General features: G+C 41.0%; 18 protein-coding genes and 1 tRNA gene. 14 read left to right on the top strand and 5 right to left on the bottom strand.

Going from position 1 to position 18,620, the window contains the following annotated elements:
• The first annotated feature begins 36 nt into the window (after positions 1-36).
• The 6 genes from rpsA to DL796_RS06255 all read left to right on the top strand — a co-directional run bounded on the left by rpsA (position 37) and on the right by DL796_RS06255 (position 4,827).
• Entirely contained in the window at positions 37-1,710 is a 1,674-nt protein-coding gene (gene rpsA, locus DL796_RS06280) for a 30S ribosomal protein S1 (RefSeq protein WP_110200865.1), read from the top strand.
• Positions 1,711-1,882: 172 nt separating this feature from the next.
• Entirely contained in the window at positions 1,883-2,185 is a 303-nt protein-coding gene (locus tag DL796_RS06275) for an integration host factor subunit beta (protein ID WP_110200864.1), read from the top strand.
• A gap of 69 nt (positions 2,186-2,254) precedes the next feature.
• Positions 2,255-2,554, top strand: a complete 300-nt coding sequence (locus DL796_RS06270) for a LapA family protein (RefSeq protein WP_110200863.1) — start codon at positions 2,255-2,257, stop codon at positions 2,552-2,554.
• Positions 2,555-3,724 carry a lipopolysaccharide assembly protein LapB gene (lapB, locus tag DL796_RS06265; RefSeq protein WP_110200862.1) on the top strand — a complete coding sequence of 390 codons (1,170 nt, stop codon included), beginning with the start codon at positions 2,555-2,557 and terminating at the stop codon, positions 3,722-3,724.
• A gap of 22 nt (positions 3,725-3,746) precedes the next feature.
• Complete coding sequence (pyrF, locus tag DL796_RS06260) at positions 3,747-4,442, top strand: orotidine-5'-phosphate decarboxylase (RefSeq protein WP_110200861.1); 696 nt, start codon at positions 3,747-3,749, stop codon at positions 4,440-4,442.
• An 85-nt stretch (positions 4,443-4,527) separates the two neighbouring features.
• Positions 4,528-4,827, top strand: a complete 300-nt coding sequence (locus DL796_RS06255) for a ComEA family DNA-binding protein (RefSeq protein ID WP_110200860.1) — start codon at positions 4,528-4,530, stop codon at positions 4,825-4,827.
• Here DL796_RS06255 and rrtA read toward each other — a convergent pair.
• Positions 4,824-5,441 (bottom strand): rhombosortase, encoded by a 618-nt coding sequence (gene rrtA, locus DL796_RS06250; protein WP_110200859.1) that lies wholly within the window; start codon positions 5,439-5,441, stop codon positions 4,824-4,826. The two genes, DL796_RS06255 and rrtA, sit on opposite strands and share 4 nt — an antisense overlap.
• Before the next feature lie 222 nt (positions 5,442-5,663).
• Here rrtA and DL796_RS06245 point away from each other — a divergent pair, with 222 nt between their 5' ends.
• The 3 genes from DL796_RS06245 to DL796_RS06235 all read left to right on the top strand — a co-directional run bounded on the left by DL796_RS06245 (position 5,664) and on the right by DL796_RS06235 (position 8,299).
• The gene (locus DL796_RS06245) at positions 5,664-5,822 is read left to right on the top strand and encodes a hypothetical protein (RefSeq protein ID WP_170114226.1); all 159 of its coding nucleotides are present in this window, start codon (positions 5,664-5,666) and stop codon (positions 5,820-5,822) included.
• A 490-nt stretch (positions 5,823-6,312) separates the two neighbouring features.
• A complete protein-coding gene (locus DL796_RS06240; protein WP_110200858.1) occupies positions 6,313-6,705 on the top strand; it encodes a hypothetical protein in 393 nt (130 codons plus the stop codon).
• A gap of 1,204 nt (positions 6,706-7,909) precedes the next feature.
• Entirely contained in the window at positions 7,910-8,299 is a 390-nt protein-coding gene (locus DL796_RS06235; protein ID WP_110200857.1) for a hypothetical protein, read from the top strand.
• A 253-nt stretch (positions 8,300-8,552) separates the two neighbouring features.
• On the opposite strand, the gene DL796_RS06230 is transcribed toward DL796_RS06235, so the two are convergent.
• The 4 genes from DL796_RS06230 to DL796_RS06215 all read right to left on the bottom strand — a co-directional run bounded on the left by DL796_RS06230 (position 8,553) and on the right by DL796_RS06215 (position 11,384).
• Complete coding sequence (locus DL796_RS06230) at positions 8,553-8,942, bottom strand: helix-turn-helix domain-containing protein (RefSeq protein ID WP_110200856.1); 390 nt, start codon at positions 8,940-8,942, stop codon at positions 8,553-8,555.
• A 250-nt stretch (positions 8,943-9,192) separates the two neighbouring features.
• Positions 9,193-9,942, bottom strand: a complete 750-nt coding sequence (locus tag DL796_RS06225; protein WP_110200855.1) for a hypothetical protein — start codon at positions 9,940-9,942, stop codon at positions 9,193-9,195.
• Positions 9,943-10,041: 99 nt separating this feature from the next.
• A tRNA-Asn gene (locus DL796_RS06220) sits at positions 10,042-10,117 on the bottom strand.
• Positions 10,118-10,202: 85 nt separating this feature from the next.
• Positions 10,203-11,384: a pyridoxal phosphate-dependent aminotransferase gene (locus tag DL796_RS06215; protein ID WP_110200854.1), complete on the bottom strand. Its 1,182-nt coding sequence runs from the start codon at positions 11,382-11,384 to the stop codon at positions 10,203-10,205.
• A 125-nt stretch (positions 11,385-11,509) separates the two neighbouring features.
• Here DL796_RS06215 and uvrB point away from each other — a divergent pair, with 125 nt between their 5' ends.
• The 5 genes from uvrB to DL796_RS06190 all read left to right on the top strand — a co-directional run bounded on the left by uvrB (position 11,510) and on the right by DL796_RS06190 (position 18,515).
• Positions 11,510-13,498: an excinuclease ABC subunit UvrB gene (gene uvrB, locus DL796_RS06210; protein ID WP_110200853.1), complete on the top strand. Its 1,989-nt coding sequence runs from the start codon at positions 11,510-11,512 to the stop codon at positions 13,496-13,498.
• A gap of 184 nt (positions 13,499-13,682) precedes the next feature.
• A complete protein-coding gene (locus DL796_RS06205; protein ID WP_110200852.1) occupies positions 13,683-14,318 on the top strand; it encodes an MlaC/ttg2D family ABC transporter substrate-binding protein in 636 nt (211 codons plus the stop codon).
• Positions 14,311-14,817 carry a transcription/translation regulatory transformer protein RfaH gene (rfaH, locus tag DL796_RS06200; protein WP_110200851.1) on the top strand — a complete coding sequence of 169 codons (507 nt, stop codon included), beginning with the start codon at positions 14,311-14,313 and terminating at the stop codon, positions 14,815-14,817. The genes DL796_RS06205 and rfaH overlap by 8 nt, the downstream gene beginning before the upstream one ends.
• A 183-nt stretch (positions 14,818-15,000) precedes the next feature.
• On the top strand, positions 15,001-15,810 hold the full coding sequence (gene cysQ / locus DL796_RS06195) for a 3'(2'),5'-bisphosphate nucleotidase CysQ (RefSeq protein ID WP_227593000.1): 810 nt from the start codon (positions 15,001-15,003) through the stop codon (positions 15,808-15,810).
• Positions 15,807-18,515 (top strand): SLBB domain-containing protein, encoded by a 2,709-nt coding sequence (locus DL796_RS06190; protein ID WP_110200850.1) that lies wholly within the window; start codon positions 15,807-15,809, stop codon positions 18,513-18,515. Before cysQ ends, DL796_RS06190 begins: the two co-directional genes overlap by 4 nt.
• Positions 18,516-18,620 lie beyond the last annotated feature (105 nt).

Here is an 18,620-nt window from a genome sequence, read left to right as displayed (position 1 = left end):
AAGATTGTCTTGGTAGGGTGTATCAGGTATTAACGAATGAGCGAAAATTTCGCAGAACTATTTGAACAGAGCCTACAAAACGTAGAAATGCGTCCAGGCGCCATCATCACCGGTACGGTGGTTGATATTGATAATGAAGTTGTTGTTGTTAACGCTGGCCTAAAGTCAGAAGGCGTTATCCCGCGTAGCCAATTTATGAGCGACAAGGGTGAGCTAGAAGTTAACGTCGGCGACGAAGTAGAAGTTGCACTAGACGCAGTTGAAGACGGTTTCGGTGAAACTCGTCTATCACGTGAGCGTGCTAAGCGCTTCGCTGCTTGGGGTGTGCTTGAGAAAGCTCACGAAGCAGAAGAAACAATTACAGGTGTTATCACTGGTAAAGTTAAAGGTGGTTTCACTGTGGAAGTACAATCTATCCGTGCTTTCCTACCTGGTTCATTAGTTGACGTTCGTCCAGTTCGTGATACATCACACCTTGAAGGTGTTGATCTTGAGTTTAAAGTTATCAAGCTTGACCAAAAACGTAACAACGTAGTAGTTTCGCGTCGTGCTGTTATCGAGTCTGAAAACAGTGCTGAGCGTGAAGAGCTTCTGGCTAACCTTGAGGAAGGTTCAGAGCTTAAAGGTATCGTTAAGAACCTTACTGATTACGGTGCATTCGTTGATTTGGGTGGTGTTGACGGTCTTCTACACATCACAGATATGGCGTGGAAGCGTATTAAGCACCCAAGTGAAGTGGTACAAGTTGGCGACGAAATAGACGTTAAAGTATTGAAATTTGACCGCGAGCGTAACCGTGTATCTCTAGGTATCAAGCAACTTGGTTCTGATCCATGGGTTGATATCAACGACCGTTACCCTGAAGGCGCACGCCTACAAGGTCGCGTTACTAACCTTACTGACTACGGTTGTTTCGTTGAAATCGAAGACGGTGTTGAAGGTCTAGTGCACGTTTCTGAAATGGATTGGACTAACAAAAACATCCACCCATCTAAAGTTGTTAACTTGGGTGACGAAGTTGAAGTTATGGTTCTTGATATTGATGAAGAGCGTCGACGTATTTCTCTTGGTATTAAGCAATGTGTGCCTAATCCTTGGAACGAGTTCGCAGCAACTCACAACAAGAACGACAAAGTTTCTGGCAAAATTAAATCGATTACTGACTTCGGTATCTTCATCGGTCTTGACGGTGGTATTGATGGTTTGGTTCACCTTTCAGACATCTCTTGGACTGTTTCTGGCGAAGAAGCGGTACGTGACTTTAAGAAAGGCGACGAAGTTGAAGCCGTTGTCTTGTCTGTAGATGCTGAGCGTGAGCGTATCTCACTAGGTATTAAGCAAGTTGATTCAGATCCATTTGCTGAGTACTTAAGCGAGCACCCGAAAGGTTCTGTAGTAAAAGGCAAAATCATCGATGTTGACGCTAAAGGCGCAACAGTTGAATTAGCTGAGAACATTGAAGGTTATGTTCGTGCCTCTGATATCAGCAACGAGCGCGTTGAAGATGCAAGCAAGCACTTAAGCATTGGCGACACAATCGACGCTAAATTTGTTGGCGTAGACAAGAAAAACCGTAACTTGACCTTGTCTATCAAAGCAAAAGACGCGGCTGAAGAAGCTGAAGCAATTAAAGAGTTCAGCAACGAGAAGAGTTCTTCTCCTGCAACTCTAGGTGATTTATTGAAAGAACAGCTTGGTGATGACGAGTAATATTACTAGCTGATTTTCTAAGATCATTAAAGCCCAGCAATCGCTGGGCTTTTTTTGATCCCAACATTGATGGAATTTTGTAAAAAAGATCATATAATTAAAATAGTTAGATGATTTTTGTACTGAAATACCCCATACTATTGGGTATTCAATTAAATGGAGGTCTAGGCCAATGACGAAATCACAATTGATTGAGTGTCTAGTGGATAAAAACCCTCAGCTATCGGTTCGTGACGTAGAACTGGTTGTTAAGTCTTTAATCGACCAAATGTCGGACACGCTTTCCGACGGCGGGCGTATTGAAATTCGTGGCTTCGGAAGCTTCTCGCTGCACTACAGAGCACCGCGTGTGGGTAGAAACCCTAAGACCGGTGAATCGGTTACTTTACAGGGTAAGCATGTCCCACACTTTAAGCCAGGCAAAGAGTTACGTGAAAGGGTTGATGGTGGGAAAGATCAACCTATTAAGCCATAACACTTCATCCATTCATACTTTGTGGCGTCGATAACAACGTCACACTAGCACTTTAGGCTTGGAGCGATTTTGCGAAAGATCATTGCCATTATTCTTTTTGTGGTTGTTTTGGTTATGAGCACCGTGTTTGCTCTAAATAATGACCAAACAATATCAGTAAACTATTTATTCAATTCTAGCGAGTTACCATTATCGCTGGTGGTTTTTTGGGCCGGCCTTTGTGGTTTGATTTTAGGGATTTTAGGCATGCTTTTTGCGGTTTATAAATATCGCCATCGTCTCAAGCGTGTTAACAAAAAACTCGCTAATGCAGAGAAAGAGCTAAACCACCTGAGGCAACAGCCGCTATCCAGTAAGGATCCGTTCTAAATGGAACAGTGGATTCTGTATGGGGTTTTAGCATTATTACCCCTTGCTGCAATGTCAGGATTCTTAATGGGACGCAAGCAGCGCAAAGGAAAAGACAGCGATAGTTTATCCAGTAATTACATCAAAGGACTGAATTACCTTCTCAATGAGCAGCCGGATAAGGCTGTTGATGCCTTTATAGATTTACTCAAGGTCGATACCGACACGGTAGAAACACATCTTGCGCTAGGCAATCTGTTTCGTAAACGTGGCGAAGTCGATAGAGCCATTCGTTTGCATCAAAACCTCATAGCACGCCCACAACTGTCGGAAAAAGAGCGAAACATAGCCTTGTACCAGTTGGGCTTAGATTATAATGCTGTGGGTATGTATGACCGCTCTGAGAAGCTGTTTTTAGAGTTGTTGGATGATCCAGTACACAAAGACGAGTCTTTAGTACAGCTTCTGAATATCCATCAGCTAACTCGAGACTGGGACGATGCTGCCAAAGTTGCCGAGCAATTACAATCGAGTATAGGGGTGGAACAAAGCAAACCTATTGCACACTTTTATTGTGAATTAGCCAATCAGAAGTCTCAAGAAGGCGATACTAAAGCTGCTTTAGCAAACCTTAAGAAAGCATTAAACATTAATCCAGACTCGGTACGAGCAAGTCTTTTGCAGGGAGATATCCTGCTAAAGCAAAAGAGTTACAAGCAAGCAATCAAGTCGTATCAAAGAATTCTACAGCAAGATATTGCTTTCCTACCCGAGGCATTGCCAAAAATAGCCGAAGCTTATGAGCAATCAAAAGATCGTAATGGTTATAAACAATTTCTCGATAAGAGCCTTGAGCAGGGGGCTGGTGTTTCAGTTCTGGTAGAGTTATCAAAAATTGTTCAACAAGATAAAGATGATAGGGCTGCCGCACAGCTAATTGGTGAGTTCCTGCAGGAACGCCCGTCATTGAAAGGTTTGCGTAGACTCATCTCATTACATATCGAACATGCCCAAGACTCTGCTAAGCCAAGCCTGCAATTACTAGATGATATTGTCGCTAAACTGATTGCTAAGAAACCCCGTTATGCTTGTCATAACTGTGGTTTTGAGACTAAAAGTATTTATTGGCAGTGTCCAAGCTGTAAAGAGTGGAGTTCTGTAAAACCGATAAAAGGCATTGAAGGCGAATAAGTTTAATTTTCACAGGTGAACCATGTCCGACCCTAAAATTTTAGTAGCACTAGATTATCACGACAAAAATAAAGCTCTTGAACTTATTGAGCAACTTAACCCGCAGCTTTGTGGCCTAAAAGTGGGTAAAGAAATGTTTACTTTATTTGGCCCTAGCTTTGTCAAAGAGCTTGTCGACAAGAATTATAATGTGTTTCTTGATCTTAAATTCCATGATATACCGAATACTGTAGCCAAGGCTTGTCAGGCGGCTGCTGAGCTCGGTGTGTGGATGATTAATGTCCATGCCTCGGGTGGACGAGTCATGATGGAAAAAGCCAGAGAAGCACTACTGGAAACTGATAATAAACCTCTTTTAATAGCAGTAACGATGTTGACCAGTATGAATGAGCAAGTTTACTCAGAGCTTGGTTATGAAAGAAACTTAGCCGATCAAGTCAGTCATCTAGCTCAAATGACGCTAGACTCAGGTCTTGATGGGGTTGTTTGCTCATCTTGGGAAGCTGAACAATTAAAGCAACAGTGTGGAAAAGACTTTAAGTTGATTACGCCAGGCATTCGCCCAGTAGGAAGCGAGCAGGGGGATCAAAGTCGTATAATGACACCACAACAAGCAATCAACGCTGGCTCTGACTACCTGGTAATTGGTAGGCCAATCACTAAAGCAGACGATCCTTACCAAGCCTTGTGCGAAATATCTGAATCTCTTGTAAGCTAGTTGTAAAGACAACAACTTTTAAATAATCTCCGCTTATCGGCAGAAAAAACTGCCGGTAAGGACAATTCATTCAAGGAGATATTTAATGAAAATTATAACAGCAATTGCTTTAGCCCTAACACTAGCTTTCAGCCAGGGTGCCATCGCAAAAGACAATTCAACACGTCAGCAACCAAGCCAACAAAGCATTTCAAAAGTAAACATCAATAAAGCTAGTGCCGCAGAAATAGCCGCTGCCTTAAAAGGTATTGGGTTAAAGAAGGCGCAAGCTATTGTCGATTACCGTAAAAAGTTTGGTGATTTTAAAACAGTTGATGAGTTGACCGCGGTTAAAGGAATTGGCCAAAAAACGCTACAAAACAACCGTCAGAAGATTTCCATCTAACGTACTTCTTCCGATGTAGGCTTGGCCGAAAGTGACTTTAACTTATGTAAACGACCTTTTGGCCAACTTAAGCCTAAAATTATCCCTTCCAGAAAACCAATAACGTGAGCTTCCTCAATAACATTTCCCCCTAACCACTCATTATAGCTGGACTCTACCCCAAAAATTTGAGGTGCAAAAATCTTAACTCCAACAATAAGAAGTAATAACCCGCTTATTTTTATTCCTAAACGTAACTCTGCCACAGCCGCAGCTGCAATCAGTCCGTATAAAGCACCTGACATTCCAACATAGTTTTGTAGTTCAGGGACCCACAAATGCAATCCTACAATATTGGCAACAAAGAGGATCAGAAACCACAATAGCCAATCTTTCAAATTTAAAAGATGGATAAACAAGAGCATTGTGAACCACAAGCCCGCTAAATTAAGAAGGGTATGAGTCACTCCTAAATGCACAAAATTGGGAGTCAAAAAGCGCCAAAACTCTCCCGCGGATACTGCCTCACGATCGTAAGATAACCATAAGCTAGATTCGGGCAATGCAAATATGAGAGCAATGCAAATATGACTTAAAATCAAGGGGATAGTGAACTTTTTCAGAAATGGCAGCATAAAAATTATTTATCAAATGTAAAATTTACTTCACGCTTTTATTTATTTATATTGATTAATATTTATACAAAGAAAACCCATAACGCGGTTCTTTACAAAAATAATATCTTTAAAAGCAATAAGTTATGGTAACTAGTCAGTGGACAGGTGTCTCGCTATTCATTAATTATTTTGTTTTATATCGTATTTTTTCTTAAATAACTACCGTTGGAGAATATTATTATGTTTGAATCAATCGCAATGATCTGCTATTTATCTATTACTGAGCCTCAAAATATTGAACAACCTTTGTTTGGACCTAACGAATCAGCTCATGAAATTTATACTGGAAGTAATGGTGGTGAGCCTGAAGAGGATCCTGATAAAACTAAAAGAGACTAGGTATTGCAGAATTTTATAATTGATCTAAATCTGGACGGCTTATTAACCGATTGGTTTACCCTCGGGCTAGCAAGCTGCTTGATATTTCACTTGTTGCTCACTAAACAAAAACGTTTAGTGAGCTTTTGCTTTTTCTTAGTTTTAGTGCAGTTTTTTAATTGGCAACTTAGTCCTTGGCTAATGTCCCATGTCCTTGCAAAGTATTTATGGTACGTAACTTGGATGGTTACTGATATTTTTATATTGCTATATGTAGCATACCAAGGTGTTGTTACTAAAAGGGTGTTAAAAGAGGAATTAGCAGTATCTGTATTTACAATAATTGCCATAATGTTTTATATAACAAGGTTTATTGAGCGTCATTTTACCGACATTAGCGTTATTAAGGGCCTGCAGGCGTACGCTTTACCTGCAGTAAATATTTGTATTTTATTAGTATTAATTATTCCAATACTAAAACAGTTAGTGCTTATAGCAGGGAAACAACTAAATGGCATTACTATTTTTGGCCTACGGTTTAGTGTTAGCAGCGTTCGCAGCAATGCTGTTTTGGCTGATCCTAAAGGCATATCGAAACAAAACCGCAGAGTCCTTTAGCTCTGAGCGAACGATCTCTGGTCTTTTTGATGATGAAGAGAACATCGTAGATCTGTCCGCATACAGAAGAGCAGATATGATGGCCTTAAGGCTATTGCAAGAGTACTCTCAAATTGAAACCAGTGACTTGTCTGAAAAAGAAAAGTTGCGGGAGATTCTGCTATGGAATCAAAAGTTAGAAGACTTTGAGAGAAAAAATAGAAAAATCATCCAGTCAAAAGGCTTCTTAAGACCGGTACAGCACCAGCCAAGAATAAGTAACGTAACACCACTACCTAGAACCTAGAGTTCAAATCATAAATTTCAAAAGAGCGCCTTTAAGGCGCTTTTTTTTGCCTAAATTAAATGCATAAGAAATTATAATGTTCAGGTGCTTTTGTAGTCATTTATGCATTAAGCTTAATGCATAAATGACTAGGTTATTCAATGAGTTAGGTATCTTTCGCAATCAAACTGTAGTATTAATTAAAATTATGAAATGTAAAATTTACATCACGGTAAATTTTATCTATATTGATTAATATTTGTACAGAAAAGACCGTAGCGCTGGCTCTTTATCAAAATAATATCTTTAAAAGCAACAAGTTACGGCACTCCCTTGGCGAGAAGCACTTCCGCATATCCATTATTTTTAATGCTTTATCTCTTTTATTACTTAACTAAACACTGTTGGAGAAAATTATTATGTTTGAATCTATCGCAATGATCTGCTATTTATCTATGGTACAGCCTCAAGAAATTCAAGAGCCAGTGCTTTTACACGAGACAAAATCGTTAGAGGTATATACTGGAAATGGAGGCGGGGAACCTGAAGAGGATCCGAGTAAAAAGAAACGTGATTAGTATCAACCGCTATATAAGCTAAATGAGATTATCGCTCGAGGCATGAGTGTAAACGTTAAATGATAGCTTTTTCTTCATAAGTGGTTAATCACGATGTATAGCTTAATCTGCAGTAATATAGAGTAGTTAAGTTAATTCGAGAATAGAGGAAGAAGCTCGTTTGTTTAACTTTGTTTTAGAACTTAATCTCTGGCAGCCACTAAAGGATATTTTCACTCTGTCTTTAGTGGCTTGTCTATTTTTGCATCTCATATTCACTAAGCGAAATCGTTTAGTGACGTTTTGTATGTTCTTAGTGTTGGTCCAATTTTTGAATTGGTTTATAAGCCCAGCCTTACGCTCTCATGAGATAGCAATCTATATTTGGTATATAACCTGGATGATAACCGATGCGCTGATATTGCTATATGTTGCATTCAGAGCTGTAACCTCTGGAAAGGTATTGAAAGAGGAGTTTGCTATATGCGTATTGACAGTAGTGGCAATCTTTTTCAGTATTGGGCGTTATGTTGAGCGTCACTTTACCGAGTTTGACTTTATAGGGAATATGCAAGCTTATGCCTTACAGGCCGTCAACGTTTGCATAATATTGGTGCTCTTAGCGCCTGTAATGAAACAATTGGTACACTTAATAGGTAGACAACTCAATGGCATCACTATTTTTGGCCTACGGTTTAGTATTAGCAGCGTTCGCAGCAATGCTGTTTTGGCTAATCCTGAGGGCGTATCGAAGCAAAACCAGCGAATCGTTTGATTCAGCCTCAATCAGTGGACTCTTCGATGATGAAGAGAACGTTGTCGATCTATCGGCTTATCGACGAGCTGATATTGGCGCGTTACGCCTATTGCAGGAATATTCATATATTGAGACTAGCAATTTGTCTGAAAAAGATAAGCTTAGGGAAATATTGCTATGGAACCAAAAGTTAGAAAGCTTCGAAAAGGATAATAGAAAGATTATTCAGTCTAAAGGCTTTTTAAGACCCGTACAGGCTAAAACTAAGCTGAGTAGCGTTACGCCATTGAGTAAGATTTAAACCCTTCATAAAGCCCACAAAGCGCCTTCAGGCGCTTTTTGTTTGCCTCTTATAACTGAGTTAGAATTCAACAAGCACAAAAACACTTCTGATTTATCAAATTTAGTCAGAGTCACCTATTGTGGGTGTTACTGATAACAATAGTAGTAGAGTAATAACAATAGAAGGAGAGTAGTGTGCTGATACTAAAAAGGCGCTTGCTAAAGTCTGATTCAGCAAGCGCCTAAAAATAAGCGAGGAATAGAGTGTATGGTTATTTAAGGTTTACTATACGCATTCCGAGTTCTTCTTTAGAGCTATTCGCCTGATAATTGGACAGGATCATCTCAGCTTTTTCCTCAGGGGTTAGCTCGATACCACGTGCATTGGCCAGCGATTCTACTAAGGTAATAATTCGCTTTAGGGTATCCACTTCTGAGGTGTAATCAATTTGATTGTCTGCTTCGTGAATCGGAACTAGAGATAGCCTGAAACCCAAAGCTCTAGCAAGGGTGTCAATTTTGTGAACGCCTGGATCGGTAGTTTTTCTTTCTAAAATTCGGTAAATCGTGGACTGACTAATATTGGACTTACGTTGCATTGAATAGTCTGTTTCACCAAAATTATTCATTAATTGCTTTAGTTGATTAATTATTTCGCTCATATCGTGTCCCAGCAATGCAAATGTGACTTGATTTCAATGCATTTGTGCATTAACATGTGTTCTAAGTTTACTTAAACTTGATATCTACTTTTAGCACAGTCTTGCGAACAAATAAAGCAAACTTGCAAAAATCGCTAAGGTATTAAGATTCAAGTAAAAATCAGATACATTCTGATACAGATTTCCTTCAGCTATATGGTGGGATTTGGCCGAGAATCATTTCTCGGCTTTTTTTTGCCTATCGTTTGGGTTAATAGTAATTAATAGTCCGTTTTTCAATGACATAGCCTGGTTTTTGATCTGATATTTCTTTCCGCACTAACCAGTTGCCGTAGTCGTCTACTTTTAGATATTCGTAAGTTAATAATGACTTGTTTTGGTCTTGGTCAACTTCCGTGACTTTTGACATAAACCCCTGCTCATTATAGAAAAAGTGCCTTTCTGAAATGAGCTCTGACTCATAAAAGTGCTTATAAGAGGTTTTTTGGTCATTGTCATTGTAAGTTGTTTGCATGCTAAAAAGGTTATTCCAATCTTTATCATCCAAGCTGACAGAGATTAACCTTCCTCTATCATCGTAATTCAGAGTACTCATGTATGGGTAGTCCTTATCGCCACTAATCCCTGCATAAGGAAGTTTTGCATCTTCTTTATATAGAAATTTCGTTTCGGTCGGATCGCCGTCTTGACTATACGAAATTTGCTTTTGGATTCTTCCTATATCGTCAAAATGATAGCTTTCAGAAGATAGCCTTGGTTTCGCGTCAGGGTTTGATGGTTTTGTGTGGACACGGGTTTCATTAGTCATAAAGCCGTGCTCATTAAACGTTAGCTTTACACTATTGACTAGGTAGCCTTCATCATTGATATTCGTGTGCTCATAGTCCATTTCGATTAGGACTGATTCTACCGGCCCTTTAAGACCAAACAGCGTGAGCTCATTTATTAGAGTGGATTTTTCTTCACAGCTTACGACAGTACAAAGTGATAATAAAAGCATTACTATTCTTACAAGATTAATCACGGAAACTCCTTTTTATTTTTCAGTAATGTAGTGACATAAAAAAAGGCCTCGCATCGCTGCAAGGCCTTTAAAATATGGCTCCCCCTGCTGGATTCGAACCAGCGACATATGGATTAACAGTCCACCGTTCTACCGACTGAACTAAGGGGGAATTGTGTGTTCAAAGTTGTGTCCTGAACGGGGCGAGATAATAGACATATTTCGCCCTTTGGTCAACACCTTATGTGAAAAAAATTTTAATTTGCTACTTTTTTAAGCCTTTCTACTGCTTTTTCTAAAGTTTCCATGCTGGCAGCATAAGAAAGTCGCATGTGACCAGGTGCTCCGAAGGCTGAACCGGGAACCAGTGCAAGATCTACTTTTTCGATTAAAAGTTCAGCTAGATCTAAATCAGAGTCACAGCCTAACTTTTTAATCAAACCTTCAACATTAGGAAAGGCGTAGAAAGTTCCGTCACTTGGCAAACAAGTAATGCCATCGATTGCATTGAGTTCTTCGAGCAAATAGTCGTGGCGTCGCTTGAATGCTTCTAACATAGGCTTTATGCAACTTTGGTCGCCGCTTAAAGCTTCTTGCGCTGCTGCTTGGCTCGGTGCCGCTGGGTTTGAGGTGCTCTGCGACTGGATCTTCTTCATAGCAGCGATTAGGTCTGCTGGGCCACCTGCATAGCCGATACGCCAGCCCGTCATAGCGTAAGCTTTTGAAACGCCGTTGAGGACGATGGTTCTATCGTACAGCTCTGGGCAAGCGTTAAGGATGTTCACGAAAGAACCTTCTTCCCACAAAATATGTTCATACATATCATCGGTGGCAATGATGATGTTAGGGTGTTGTTTCAGAACGTCGCCAAGCGCTTTTAATTCATCCATAGTATAAGCAACACCGGTCGGGTTACTCGGGCTATTAATAACGAACAGTCGAGTGTTCTCGGTAATTGCGTCTTCTAGTTGTTGTGGCGTGATCTTAAGGTGTTGCTCGATACTGGTTTCGATAATGACAGGCTGAGCTTCTGCTAAAAGCGCCATATCGGGATAAGAGACCCAGTATGGAGCTGGAATAATGACTTCATCGCCCGGGTTCAGCAAGGCTTGGCAAAGGTTATAAAAGCTCTGCTTGCCACCTGAAGAAACAAGGATCTGGTTAGGCTCGTAACTAAGTTGGTTATCGCGTTTGAACTTTTGGATAACTGCTTCTTTAAGTTCTGGCGTACCGTCTACAGCAGTATATTTTGTTGCACCATCGTTTATGGCGGCAATTGCTGCTTGCTTGATATGCTCAGGAGTGTCGAAGTCTGGCTCGCCAGTTCCAAGACCAACGATATCGCGACCTTGGGCTTTTAATTCCTTAGCTTTTGCTGCCACCGCTAAGGTTGGTGAAGGTTTAATCAGCTGTACTCTTTTTGATAATTCGATTGCCACTTTGATCCCTCGATTTTTTTGCAAAGTATGAGACAATAAGCGTCAATCATACTCCAAGTTAGATCGCTACCCAAGTAGTTATAGCGATTACAACGCCGTGTTATACAACTAAACGATAGAAGTGAATGAGCCAGATATTTGATTTGAAATCGCAATTCGAGCCAGCGGGCGATCAGCCAAAGGCTATTGAGAGTCTATTAGAGGGCTTGGAAGATGGTCTTTCGCACCAAACGCTACTAGGTGTTACTGGCTCAGGTAAGACATTTACCATGGCTAACGTTGTGGCGCGTAGTGGGCGCCCAACAATCATTATGGCTCATAACAAAACCCTAGCGGCGCAGCTTTACGGTGAAATGAAGGAGTTCTTTCCGAATAACGCAGTAGAGTATTTTGTTTCTTATTACGATTATTACCAGCCGGAAGCTTATGTCCCTGCGTCTGATACTTTTATTGAGAAAGACGCATCGATAAACGAACATATCGAGCAAATGCGACTATCGGCGACGAGAGCCTTATTAGAACGTCGTGATGCAATAATTGTGGCTTCGGTGTCCGCTATTTATGGTCTGGGTGATCCCAAAGCATTCCATAGCATGGTAATGCACTTGAAAATTGGCGATCCGATTGACCAGCGTTATATTTTGCGCCGCTTGGCTGAGCTTCAATATACGCGCAACGACATGGAGCTTCAGCGTGCGACTTATCGAGTGCGTGGTGATCTCATTGATATTTATCCTGCTGAGTCAGACAAAAATGCCATTCGAATTGAGCTGTTTGATGATGAAGTGGAGACCATCCAGACTTTTGATCCGCTTACTGGTGAAGTTTTAAAGAACCTAACCCGAGTGACTGTTTTCCCTAAAAGTCACTATGTCACGTCCCGTCAGACCATTTTAGACGCCATTGAGCAGATTAAAGTTGAGCTGAAAGAGCGTTTGGCACAGCTCTATGACATGAATAAGTTAGTCGAGGCGCAGCGTTTAGAGCAGCGAGTTAAGTTTGATATCGAGATGATGCAAGAACTTGGGTACTGCTCAGGGATTGAGAACTATTCACGCTACTTGTCGGGCGCTGAGCCGGGTGAGCCGCCGCCATGTTTACTCGATTACTTGCCACCTGATGCGTTAATGATTATTGATGAGTCCCACGTGACTGTGTCGCAAATTGGCGCCATGTATAAGGGCGACCGCTCACGAAAGGAAACTTTGGTCGAGTTCGGCTTCCGTTTGCCATCAGCTTTAGATAACCGACCCTTGAAGTTCGACGAGTTTGAGCGGACTGCACCGCAGACGATCTTTATCTCTGCGACGCCTGGTAATTATGAGGCGGAGCACTCTGGTCAAGTAGTAGAGCAGGTGGTGCGTCCAACGGGGCTAGTCGATCCTGAAATTGAAGTGCGACCAGTAGCCACTCAGGTTGATGACTTATTGTCTGAAATCAATTTGCGAGTTGGAGTTAATGAGCGTGTGCTGGTGACGACCTTGACTAAAAAGATGTCAGAAGATTTAACCGACTATCTAGCTGAGCATGGTGTGAGAGTGCGTTACTTGCATTCGGATATTGATACTGTGGAGCGGATGGAGATTATCCGCGACTTAAGGCTTGGAGAATTTGATGTCTTGGTTGGCATTAACTTGTTGCGTGAAGGTTTGGATATGCCGGAAGTGTCGCTTGTCGCAATTTTAGATGCCGATAAAGAAGGGTTTTTGCGATCGGAGCGTTCATTAATACAAACCATTGGTCGTGCTGCTCGTAACTTAAACGGGCGAGCCATTTTGTATGGCGATCGAATTACAGGCTCGATGAAAAAGGCTATTGATGAAACTGAGCGCCGCCGTGCTATTCAACAGGCTTACAATAAAGAGCATGGAATTACCCCTCAGGGTATTAAGAAAAAAATTGGCGATGTGATGGATACCGGCGGTTCAAACCGTGGTAAAAAGCGTGTTGCTGAGAAAAAAGGTCAATATGAAGTTCGAAGTTTGGCGGAGAGTGTGGAGCAGATTGAGAAGCTTGAGAAAGAAATGCTCGATTTAGCGAAAAACTTGGAGTTCGAGAAGGCAGCGCAAGTTCGTGACCGTATTGAAAAAATTCGCGAGCAAAGTATAGCCTAGGTCACAGATTCAATAATCCCTTGGAATTAATTGGTAGTACAGCCCTCTGATGGTAAAATTCGGAGGTTTGTAGCCATTGCTGTCGGCTTTTTAAAGCAAGATATCGGCGTGGCGGCATTAAGTTAATGTTAAGTTGAGCTTTTTTATGATGTTGTCACTAAAATAGTGGAGTCGAAGAATAATAATGTACCGTTGTTTAAAAGCTTTTCTCGTGTGCCTGTGCGTAGTTATTGCGCCAATCACTAATGCGGATGAGAAAATTGCAACTGAGTTCAATCAAAAACTCAATAAAATCAATATCTTTCTAGAAGAAAATCATAATAAAGCACTTCAAGAGCCAAACCTTCTTATAGGCTTTGTAAACCAAGAGTTGCTTGAGGTATGGTCAGCCAGAAATACTATCCGAGCCATGCTAGGAACTTCTCGCTGGAAGCAACTTACTGATTTTGAAGCGAATGTCCTTATTAAAACCTACGAAAACACTATTCGCCGCTATTTATTTGAGGTATTGCAGCAATATCAAGGGCAAACGGCTAGCGTCGAAAGCGTAAGACTTAATGACAAAGGTAATAAAGGTTGGCTGAGGGTGCGCCTTGAAAGTCCGTCATTCCCAACTCTTAATGTCGACTTGAAGATTTATAAAGAGCAGGAACAGTGGACAGTATACGATTTCAGTTTCCAGGGCATAAGCTTTGTCAAAATGAAGCGAGGTTTTTTTAGAGATACTTTCGATAAAAGTGGTGTCGTAGGTGTTGTGGCAGAACTTAAAGAAAAGAACAAAGAGTTTAACCAAGCGATGGCGGTGGCAAGCGATGAGTAGCGATCAAAGTGCCTGGTATTTAGTGCAATGTAAGCCTCGCCAAGAGAGTAGGGCACAAGAAAACCTTGAAAATCAATCAATTAATAGCTTTTTCCCTATAATTTCATTAGAGAAAATAGTCCGAGGTAAACGTAAGCAGATAGAAGAAGCAATGTTTCCAGGCTATTTATTTGTGGAGTTATTAGAAACCGGTGAGTATTGGTCAAAGATTCGCTCGACGCGAGGAGTCCGAGACTTTGTACGCTTTGGTGGTGTTCCTGCAAAGATTTCTCAGCAACTTTTGGAGCAGTTAAAAGTTATTGATCATGATTTTGTCACAAAAGTAGTCGACTCTACGCCTAAAGAGGGGGATCGTGTTCGAGTCACAGCAGGCCCTTTTAAAGATTTGGAAGGCATATTTAAGATGCCAGATGGTGAGCAGCGCTCCATAGTTCTATTGAATATGCTGGGTAAACTCACTGTACTTGAAGTTTCAAACGATGAGTTTGAAAAAATATAACATTATAAAAAGAAAATAATATTACTTTTGAAAGGTTTCGAGACGAGTGTAAAGCCTATATAATAGCGCTCGCTTAGGCGTACCCTAACAAAAATATTACAAATAAAAACAATAAGATAGGCACTTTGGGAGCCGGAACCCACGGGCGGTAGCGTATCTGGGTGACGGAGAAAAGAAATAATCATGGATAATTGGATGGAAAATAGACTACTAAACAACGATTTAATTCGTGACGTTAACAATATAGCTGTTGAGGCAGGCCACTCGGTCATGTCAATTTATGAAAAAGACTTTAATGTACAAGAAAAGTCTGATCACTCTCCTTTGACTGAAGCTGATTTAGCTTCGCACCGCTGTATTGTTCACGCTTTACAGAAGCTAACCCCATCTATCCCCATTTTGTCTGAAGAGTCAGCGGATATTCCATGGACTGAGCGTCAGTCGTGGGAGCATTACTGGCTTATAGACCCGCTTGACGGTACTAAAGAGTTCATAAAGAGAAATGGTGAGTTCACAGTCAATATTGCTTTAGTCTCTAATGGCATACCTATTTTGGGCGTTGTTTATGCCCCGGTAAAAGAAATTCTATATTTCGGCGGTATTGGCGCAAATGGTGAGAGTTTAGGGGCTTGGAAACAGGTGGACCATAACAAAGAGCCTATTTCAGTTTCGTCACAAGCTCACAAACCTATTCGAGTCGTTGGCAGTCGCTCCCACCAATCGGATGAGATGCAGTCGTATTTATCAAAGTTTGATGATTATGAATTTATCCCAATGGGAAGCTCTCTAAAAATTTGTTTAGTCGCCGAAGGGAAAGCTGATATCTACCCTAGGTTTGGTCCTACTTCTGAATGGGATACCGCAGCTGCACATGCTGTATTAAAGGCTGCAGGTGGAAGCTGTGTCACCTATGAAAAAAACGACGAATTAATGTATAACACTAAAGAATCATTGCTAAACCCTTACTTTATAGTACAAGGCCCACAACTATGATGAGAAAAACTCTTGGCTTGTTATTAAGCATCTTTACTTTAGCAATTGCTAGTGACAGCGTTGCTAACGATCTATCGCAAGCAAAACAGCTTTGCCAGAATGCCACTGAACAGCAGAGACAGATGGCGCGTGCCGCTGGCTACGATGTTGACTCTATGTGTGCCTCTTTAAAGCAACAAGGTTCGAGTTCAACTGCAGAAAAACAATCAGGCTCTTCTGTCATGCCAAGAGAACTGGCGGACTTTCCAAGCCAACAAAATAGTGCCAAAGAAGCAAATGAAAACAAAGAGCAAGAAAAACTACCAAAAGTAGAACGTGAACTGAAAAGGTTTGGCTATGATCTATTCGCGGGTGTGCCTACAACCTACACTCCAGTAAGTAATATTCCAGTACCTTCTAACTATATTGTTGGCCCTGGAGATACAGTTAAAGTACAGCTTTTTGGCAAAGAAAATAACAGTTACGAATTAACGGTAGAGCGTGATGGAAGCATTCAGTTTCCACAGCTTGGGCCTATAAATGTTGCCGGATTGTCGTATACCGAGTTAAAGCAGTCCCTGAACCAACGAATTAGTGAGCAATACATTGGTGTACAGTCCAATATAAGCTTAGGCGAACTGCGCTCCATCCAAGTGTTTGTATTAGGTGAATCCTTCAAGCCTGGCGCCTACACAGTTTCATCATTATCTACTGTGATGAATGCTTTATACGTTAGCGGAGGTTTAACTGAAATAGGCTCTTTGAGAAATATTCAACTAAAACGTAATGGTAAAGTTATTTCGACGGTCGATTTATACGACTTATTGCTAAAAGGCGATACTAGTGATGACCAAAGATTGCAATCTGGCGATGTAATTTTTATTCCTTCTGTTAAGAAAACTGCATCGGTTGCTGGAGAAGTTGTTAGACCGGCTGTATATGAGTTAAAAGGTGAGAAAACTGTTAACGAGCTTATTGAGCTGGCGGGAGGGTTACTACCTAACGCGTATAAAAGTGATGCACGAATAGAAAGGGTAAGTAAGTCAGGACAACAAACAGTCGTAGATCTAAACCTGAACACAAGGACTGGGCTTAATACAAAAATTAAGAGTGGTGATTTATTAAAAATCTTTCCAGCCGTGGAAAGGGAAGAAAATGTTATTGAGTTAATTGGTCATGTTTATCGCCCAGGTTTAATAAAATGGACAAAAGGGTTAAAGCTTAGTGATGTACTAAAGAGCGAATTAAAACTCAGGCCTCATGCGAACATCGATGCTGTGATTGTCTTCAGAGAAAAGGATGCTCTTGGCATTATAGAGCCATATATTGTGAACTTGCGATCTATATGGGCAGGAGATAATGAGTTTAAATTACACTCCCGCGATAAAGTGATTGTCTTATCAAACCAAATTACCGAAAAAGATATCAGTTTATACTTGGAGCGAGCCAAAAAAGTTCAGCTAGAAAGAGCTAACTTCCAGAAAGAGCTAGACTCAATCACTGAAAAAGATGAGTTGACGACTAATATAGGCGATTACGCAGGTTTAGAAAGTAAAATCCAAAGAAGGAAGCAAAGTGAAAGCTTAGAAAGTCGCGTGCTTAATTCTGAAAGCGTCGAGTATGATGAGTTAAAGCTTGCGCAGATAAGGCAGGAAATTCGGAATGAACCACTTTCTAAGTTTATCGCCCAGCTTAAGTCTCAAGCATCTAATCAAAGTGTAGCTAAACTTGTAAAGATTAGCGGAGGGGTAAAGTTTCCTGGTCAATACCCATACCAAAAAAATATGAGTGTCTTACAGCTGATCCAATTAGCTGGTGGGCTAACAGAGGTTGCATATTTAGCAAATGCAGAAGTGACCACTCGCACCTTCTCCGTAGATGGTGGAGTAAATATTAGACACAAAGGTATTAGTTTGCAGGAAGTCTTTCTAGGAGAATCTGGTGCAACCCTATCTCCTTTTGATGAGGTAAATATCAAGGTTTCTCCAAATATTACAGAAGAGATCTATGTAGATGTTACAGGCGAAGTACGCTACCCGGGGCGCTATCGAGTTGCTCGAGGAGAAACACTAAGTCAGCTAATTAACCGTGTTGGTGGATTCACAAAATATGCTCATCCAAAAGCAACTGTTTTCTCAAGAAAGACTCTACGTCAACACGAGCAAAAGAAATTAGAGCAACTTCAGTCTAAACTTCGTCAAGATATCGCTATATCTGAACTAGAAGATACTAACATTGGCAAATCAGCAGACATTGAGTCTGCACAATCACTGCTAAACATATTGAGCTCGACAGAGGCTACGGGGCGTCTTGTTATAGATATTGATTCAATATTGGCCGATAACAGTGAAGACATAATTCTAAAGTCTGGTGACAAATTAATTGTACCAAGTTTCCGACAAGAAGTTACTGTTGTTGGTGAGGTGCAAGTCGCTACATCACATCTTTACAGCGAGAAATATGATTATCAAGATTACATAGACCGTAGTGGTGGCGAAAAAGATACCGCGAACTCCGACGCTATTTATATAGTAAAAGCCGATGGCTCAGTAGTTCTACCCAACCAATCATCATGGCTAAGCCATAGCTCAAGTAATATAGAGCCTGGCGATACTATTGTTGTACCACTAGACACGCCCCGTGTAGATGGCTTAGAGCTCTGGAGCAAGGTCAGCCAGATCGTATATCAGTTAGCTCTTGGTGCGGCTGCGGTTAATAGCTTCTAAGATCTAGTCGTAGGGTGTGTCTTGGCTCACCCTATGAGTAGCTGGATTTACTACATCATGCGAATGTAACGAAGTAACCTCATTCAGCTTCGAATATCGAATAAA

The organism is Kangiella spongicola (assembly GCF_003194565.2).
Taxonomy (GTDB): Bacteria; Pseudomonadota; Gammaproteobacteria; order Enterobacterales; family Kangiellaceae; genus Kangiella; species Kangiella spongicola.
This window is presented reverse-complemented; position numbering and strand designations above follow the sequence as displayed.

What these genes read in the sequence shown, in the direction of transcription:
- rpsA (WP_110200865.1), top strand. Translation starts at nt 37, where the DNA reads ATGAGCGAAAATTTCGCAGAACTATTTGAACAGAGCCTACAAAACGTA.
- DL796_RS06275 (WP_110200864.1), top strand. Translation starts at nt 1,883, where the DNA reads ATGACGAAATCACAATTGATTGAGTGTCTAGTGGATAAAAACCCTCAG.
- lapB (WP_110200862.1), top strand. Translation starts at nt 2,555, where the DNA reads ATGGAACAGTGGATTCTGTATGGGGTTTTAGCATTATTACCCCTTGCT.
- pyrF (WP_110200861.1), top strand. Translation starts at nt 3,747, where the DNA reads ATGTCCGACCCTAAAATTTTAGTAGCACTAGATTATCACGACAAAAAT.
- DL796_RS06255 (WP_110200860.1), top strand. Translation starts at nt 4,528, where the DNA reads ATGAAAATTATAACAGCAATTGCTTTAGCCCTAACACTAGCTTTCAGC.
- rrtA (WP_110200859.1), bottom strand. Translation starts at nt 5,441, where the DNA reads ATGCTGCCATTTCTGAAAAAGTTCACTATCCCCTTGATTTTAAGTCAT.
- DL796_RS06245 (WP_170114226.1), top strand. Translation starts at nt 5,664, where the DNA reads ATGTTTGAATCAATCGCAATGATCTGCTATTTATCTATTACTGAGCCT.
- DL796_RS06240 (WP_110200858.1), top strand. Translation starts at nt 6,313, where the DNA reads ATGGCATTACTATTTTTGGCCTACGGTTTAGTGTTAGCAGCGTTCGCA.
- DL796_RS06235 (WP_110200857.1), top strand. Translation starts at nt 7,910, where the DNA reads ATGGCATCACTATTTTTGGCCTACGGTTTAGTATTAGCAGCGTTCGCA.
- DL796_RS06230 (WP_110200856.1), bottom strand. Translation starts at nt 8,942, where the DNA reads ATGAGCGAAATAATTAATCAACTAAAGCAATTAATGAATAATTTTGGT.
- DL796_RS06225 (WP_110200855.1), bottom strand. Translation starts at nt 9,942, where the DNA reads ATGCTTTTATTATCACTTTGTACTGTCGTAAGCTGTGAAGAAAAATCC.
- uvrB (WP_110200853.1), top strand. Translation starts at nt 11,510, where the DNA reads ATGAGCCAGATATTTGATTTGAAATCGCAATTCGAGCCAGCGGGCGAT.
- DL796_RS06205 (WP_110200852.1), top strand. Translation starts at nt 13,683, where the DNA reads ATGTACCGTTGTTTAAAAGCTTTTCTCGTGTGCCTGTGCGTAGTTATT.
- rfaH (WP_110200851.1), top strand. Translation starts at nt 14,311, where the DNA reads ATGAGTAGCGATCAAAGTGCCTGGTATTTAGTGCAATGTAAGCCTCGC.
- cysQ (WP_227593000.1), top strand. Translation starts at nt 15,001, where the DNA reads ATGGATAATTGGATGGAAAATAGACTACTAAACAACGATTTAATTCGT.
- DL796_RS06190 (WP_110200850.1), top strand. Translation starts at nt 15,807, where the DNA reads ATGATGAGAAAAACTCTTGGCTTGTTATTAAGCATCTTTACTTTAGCA.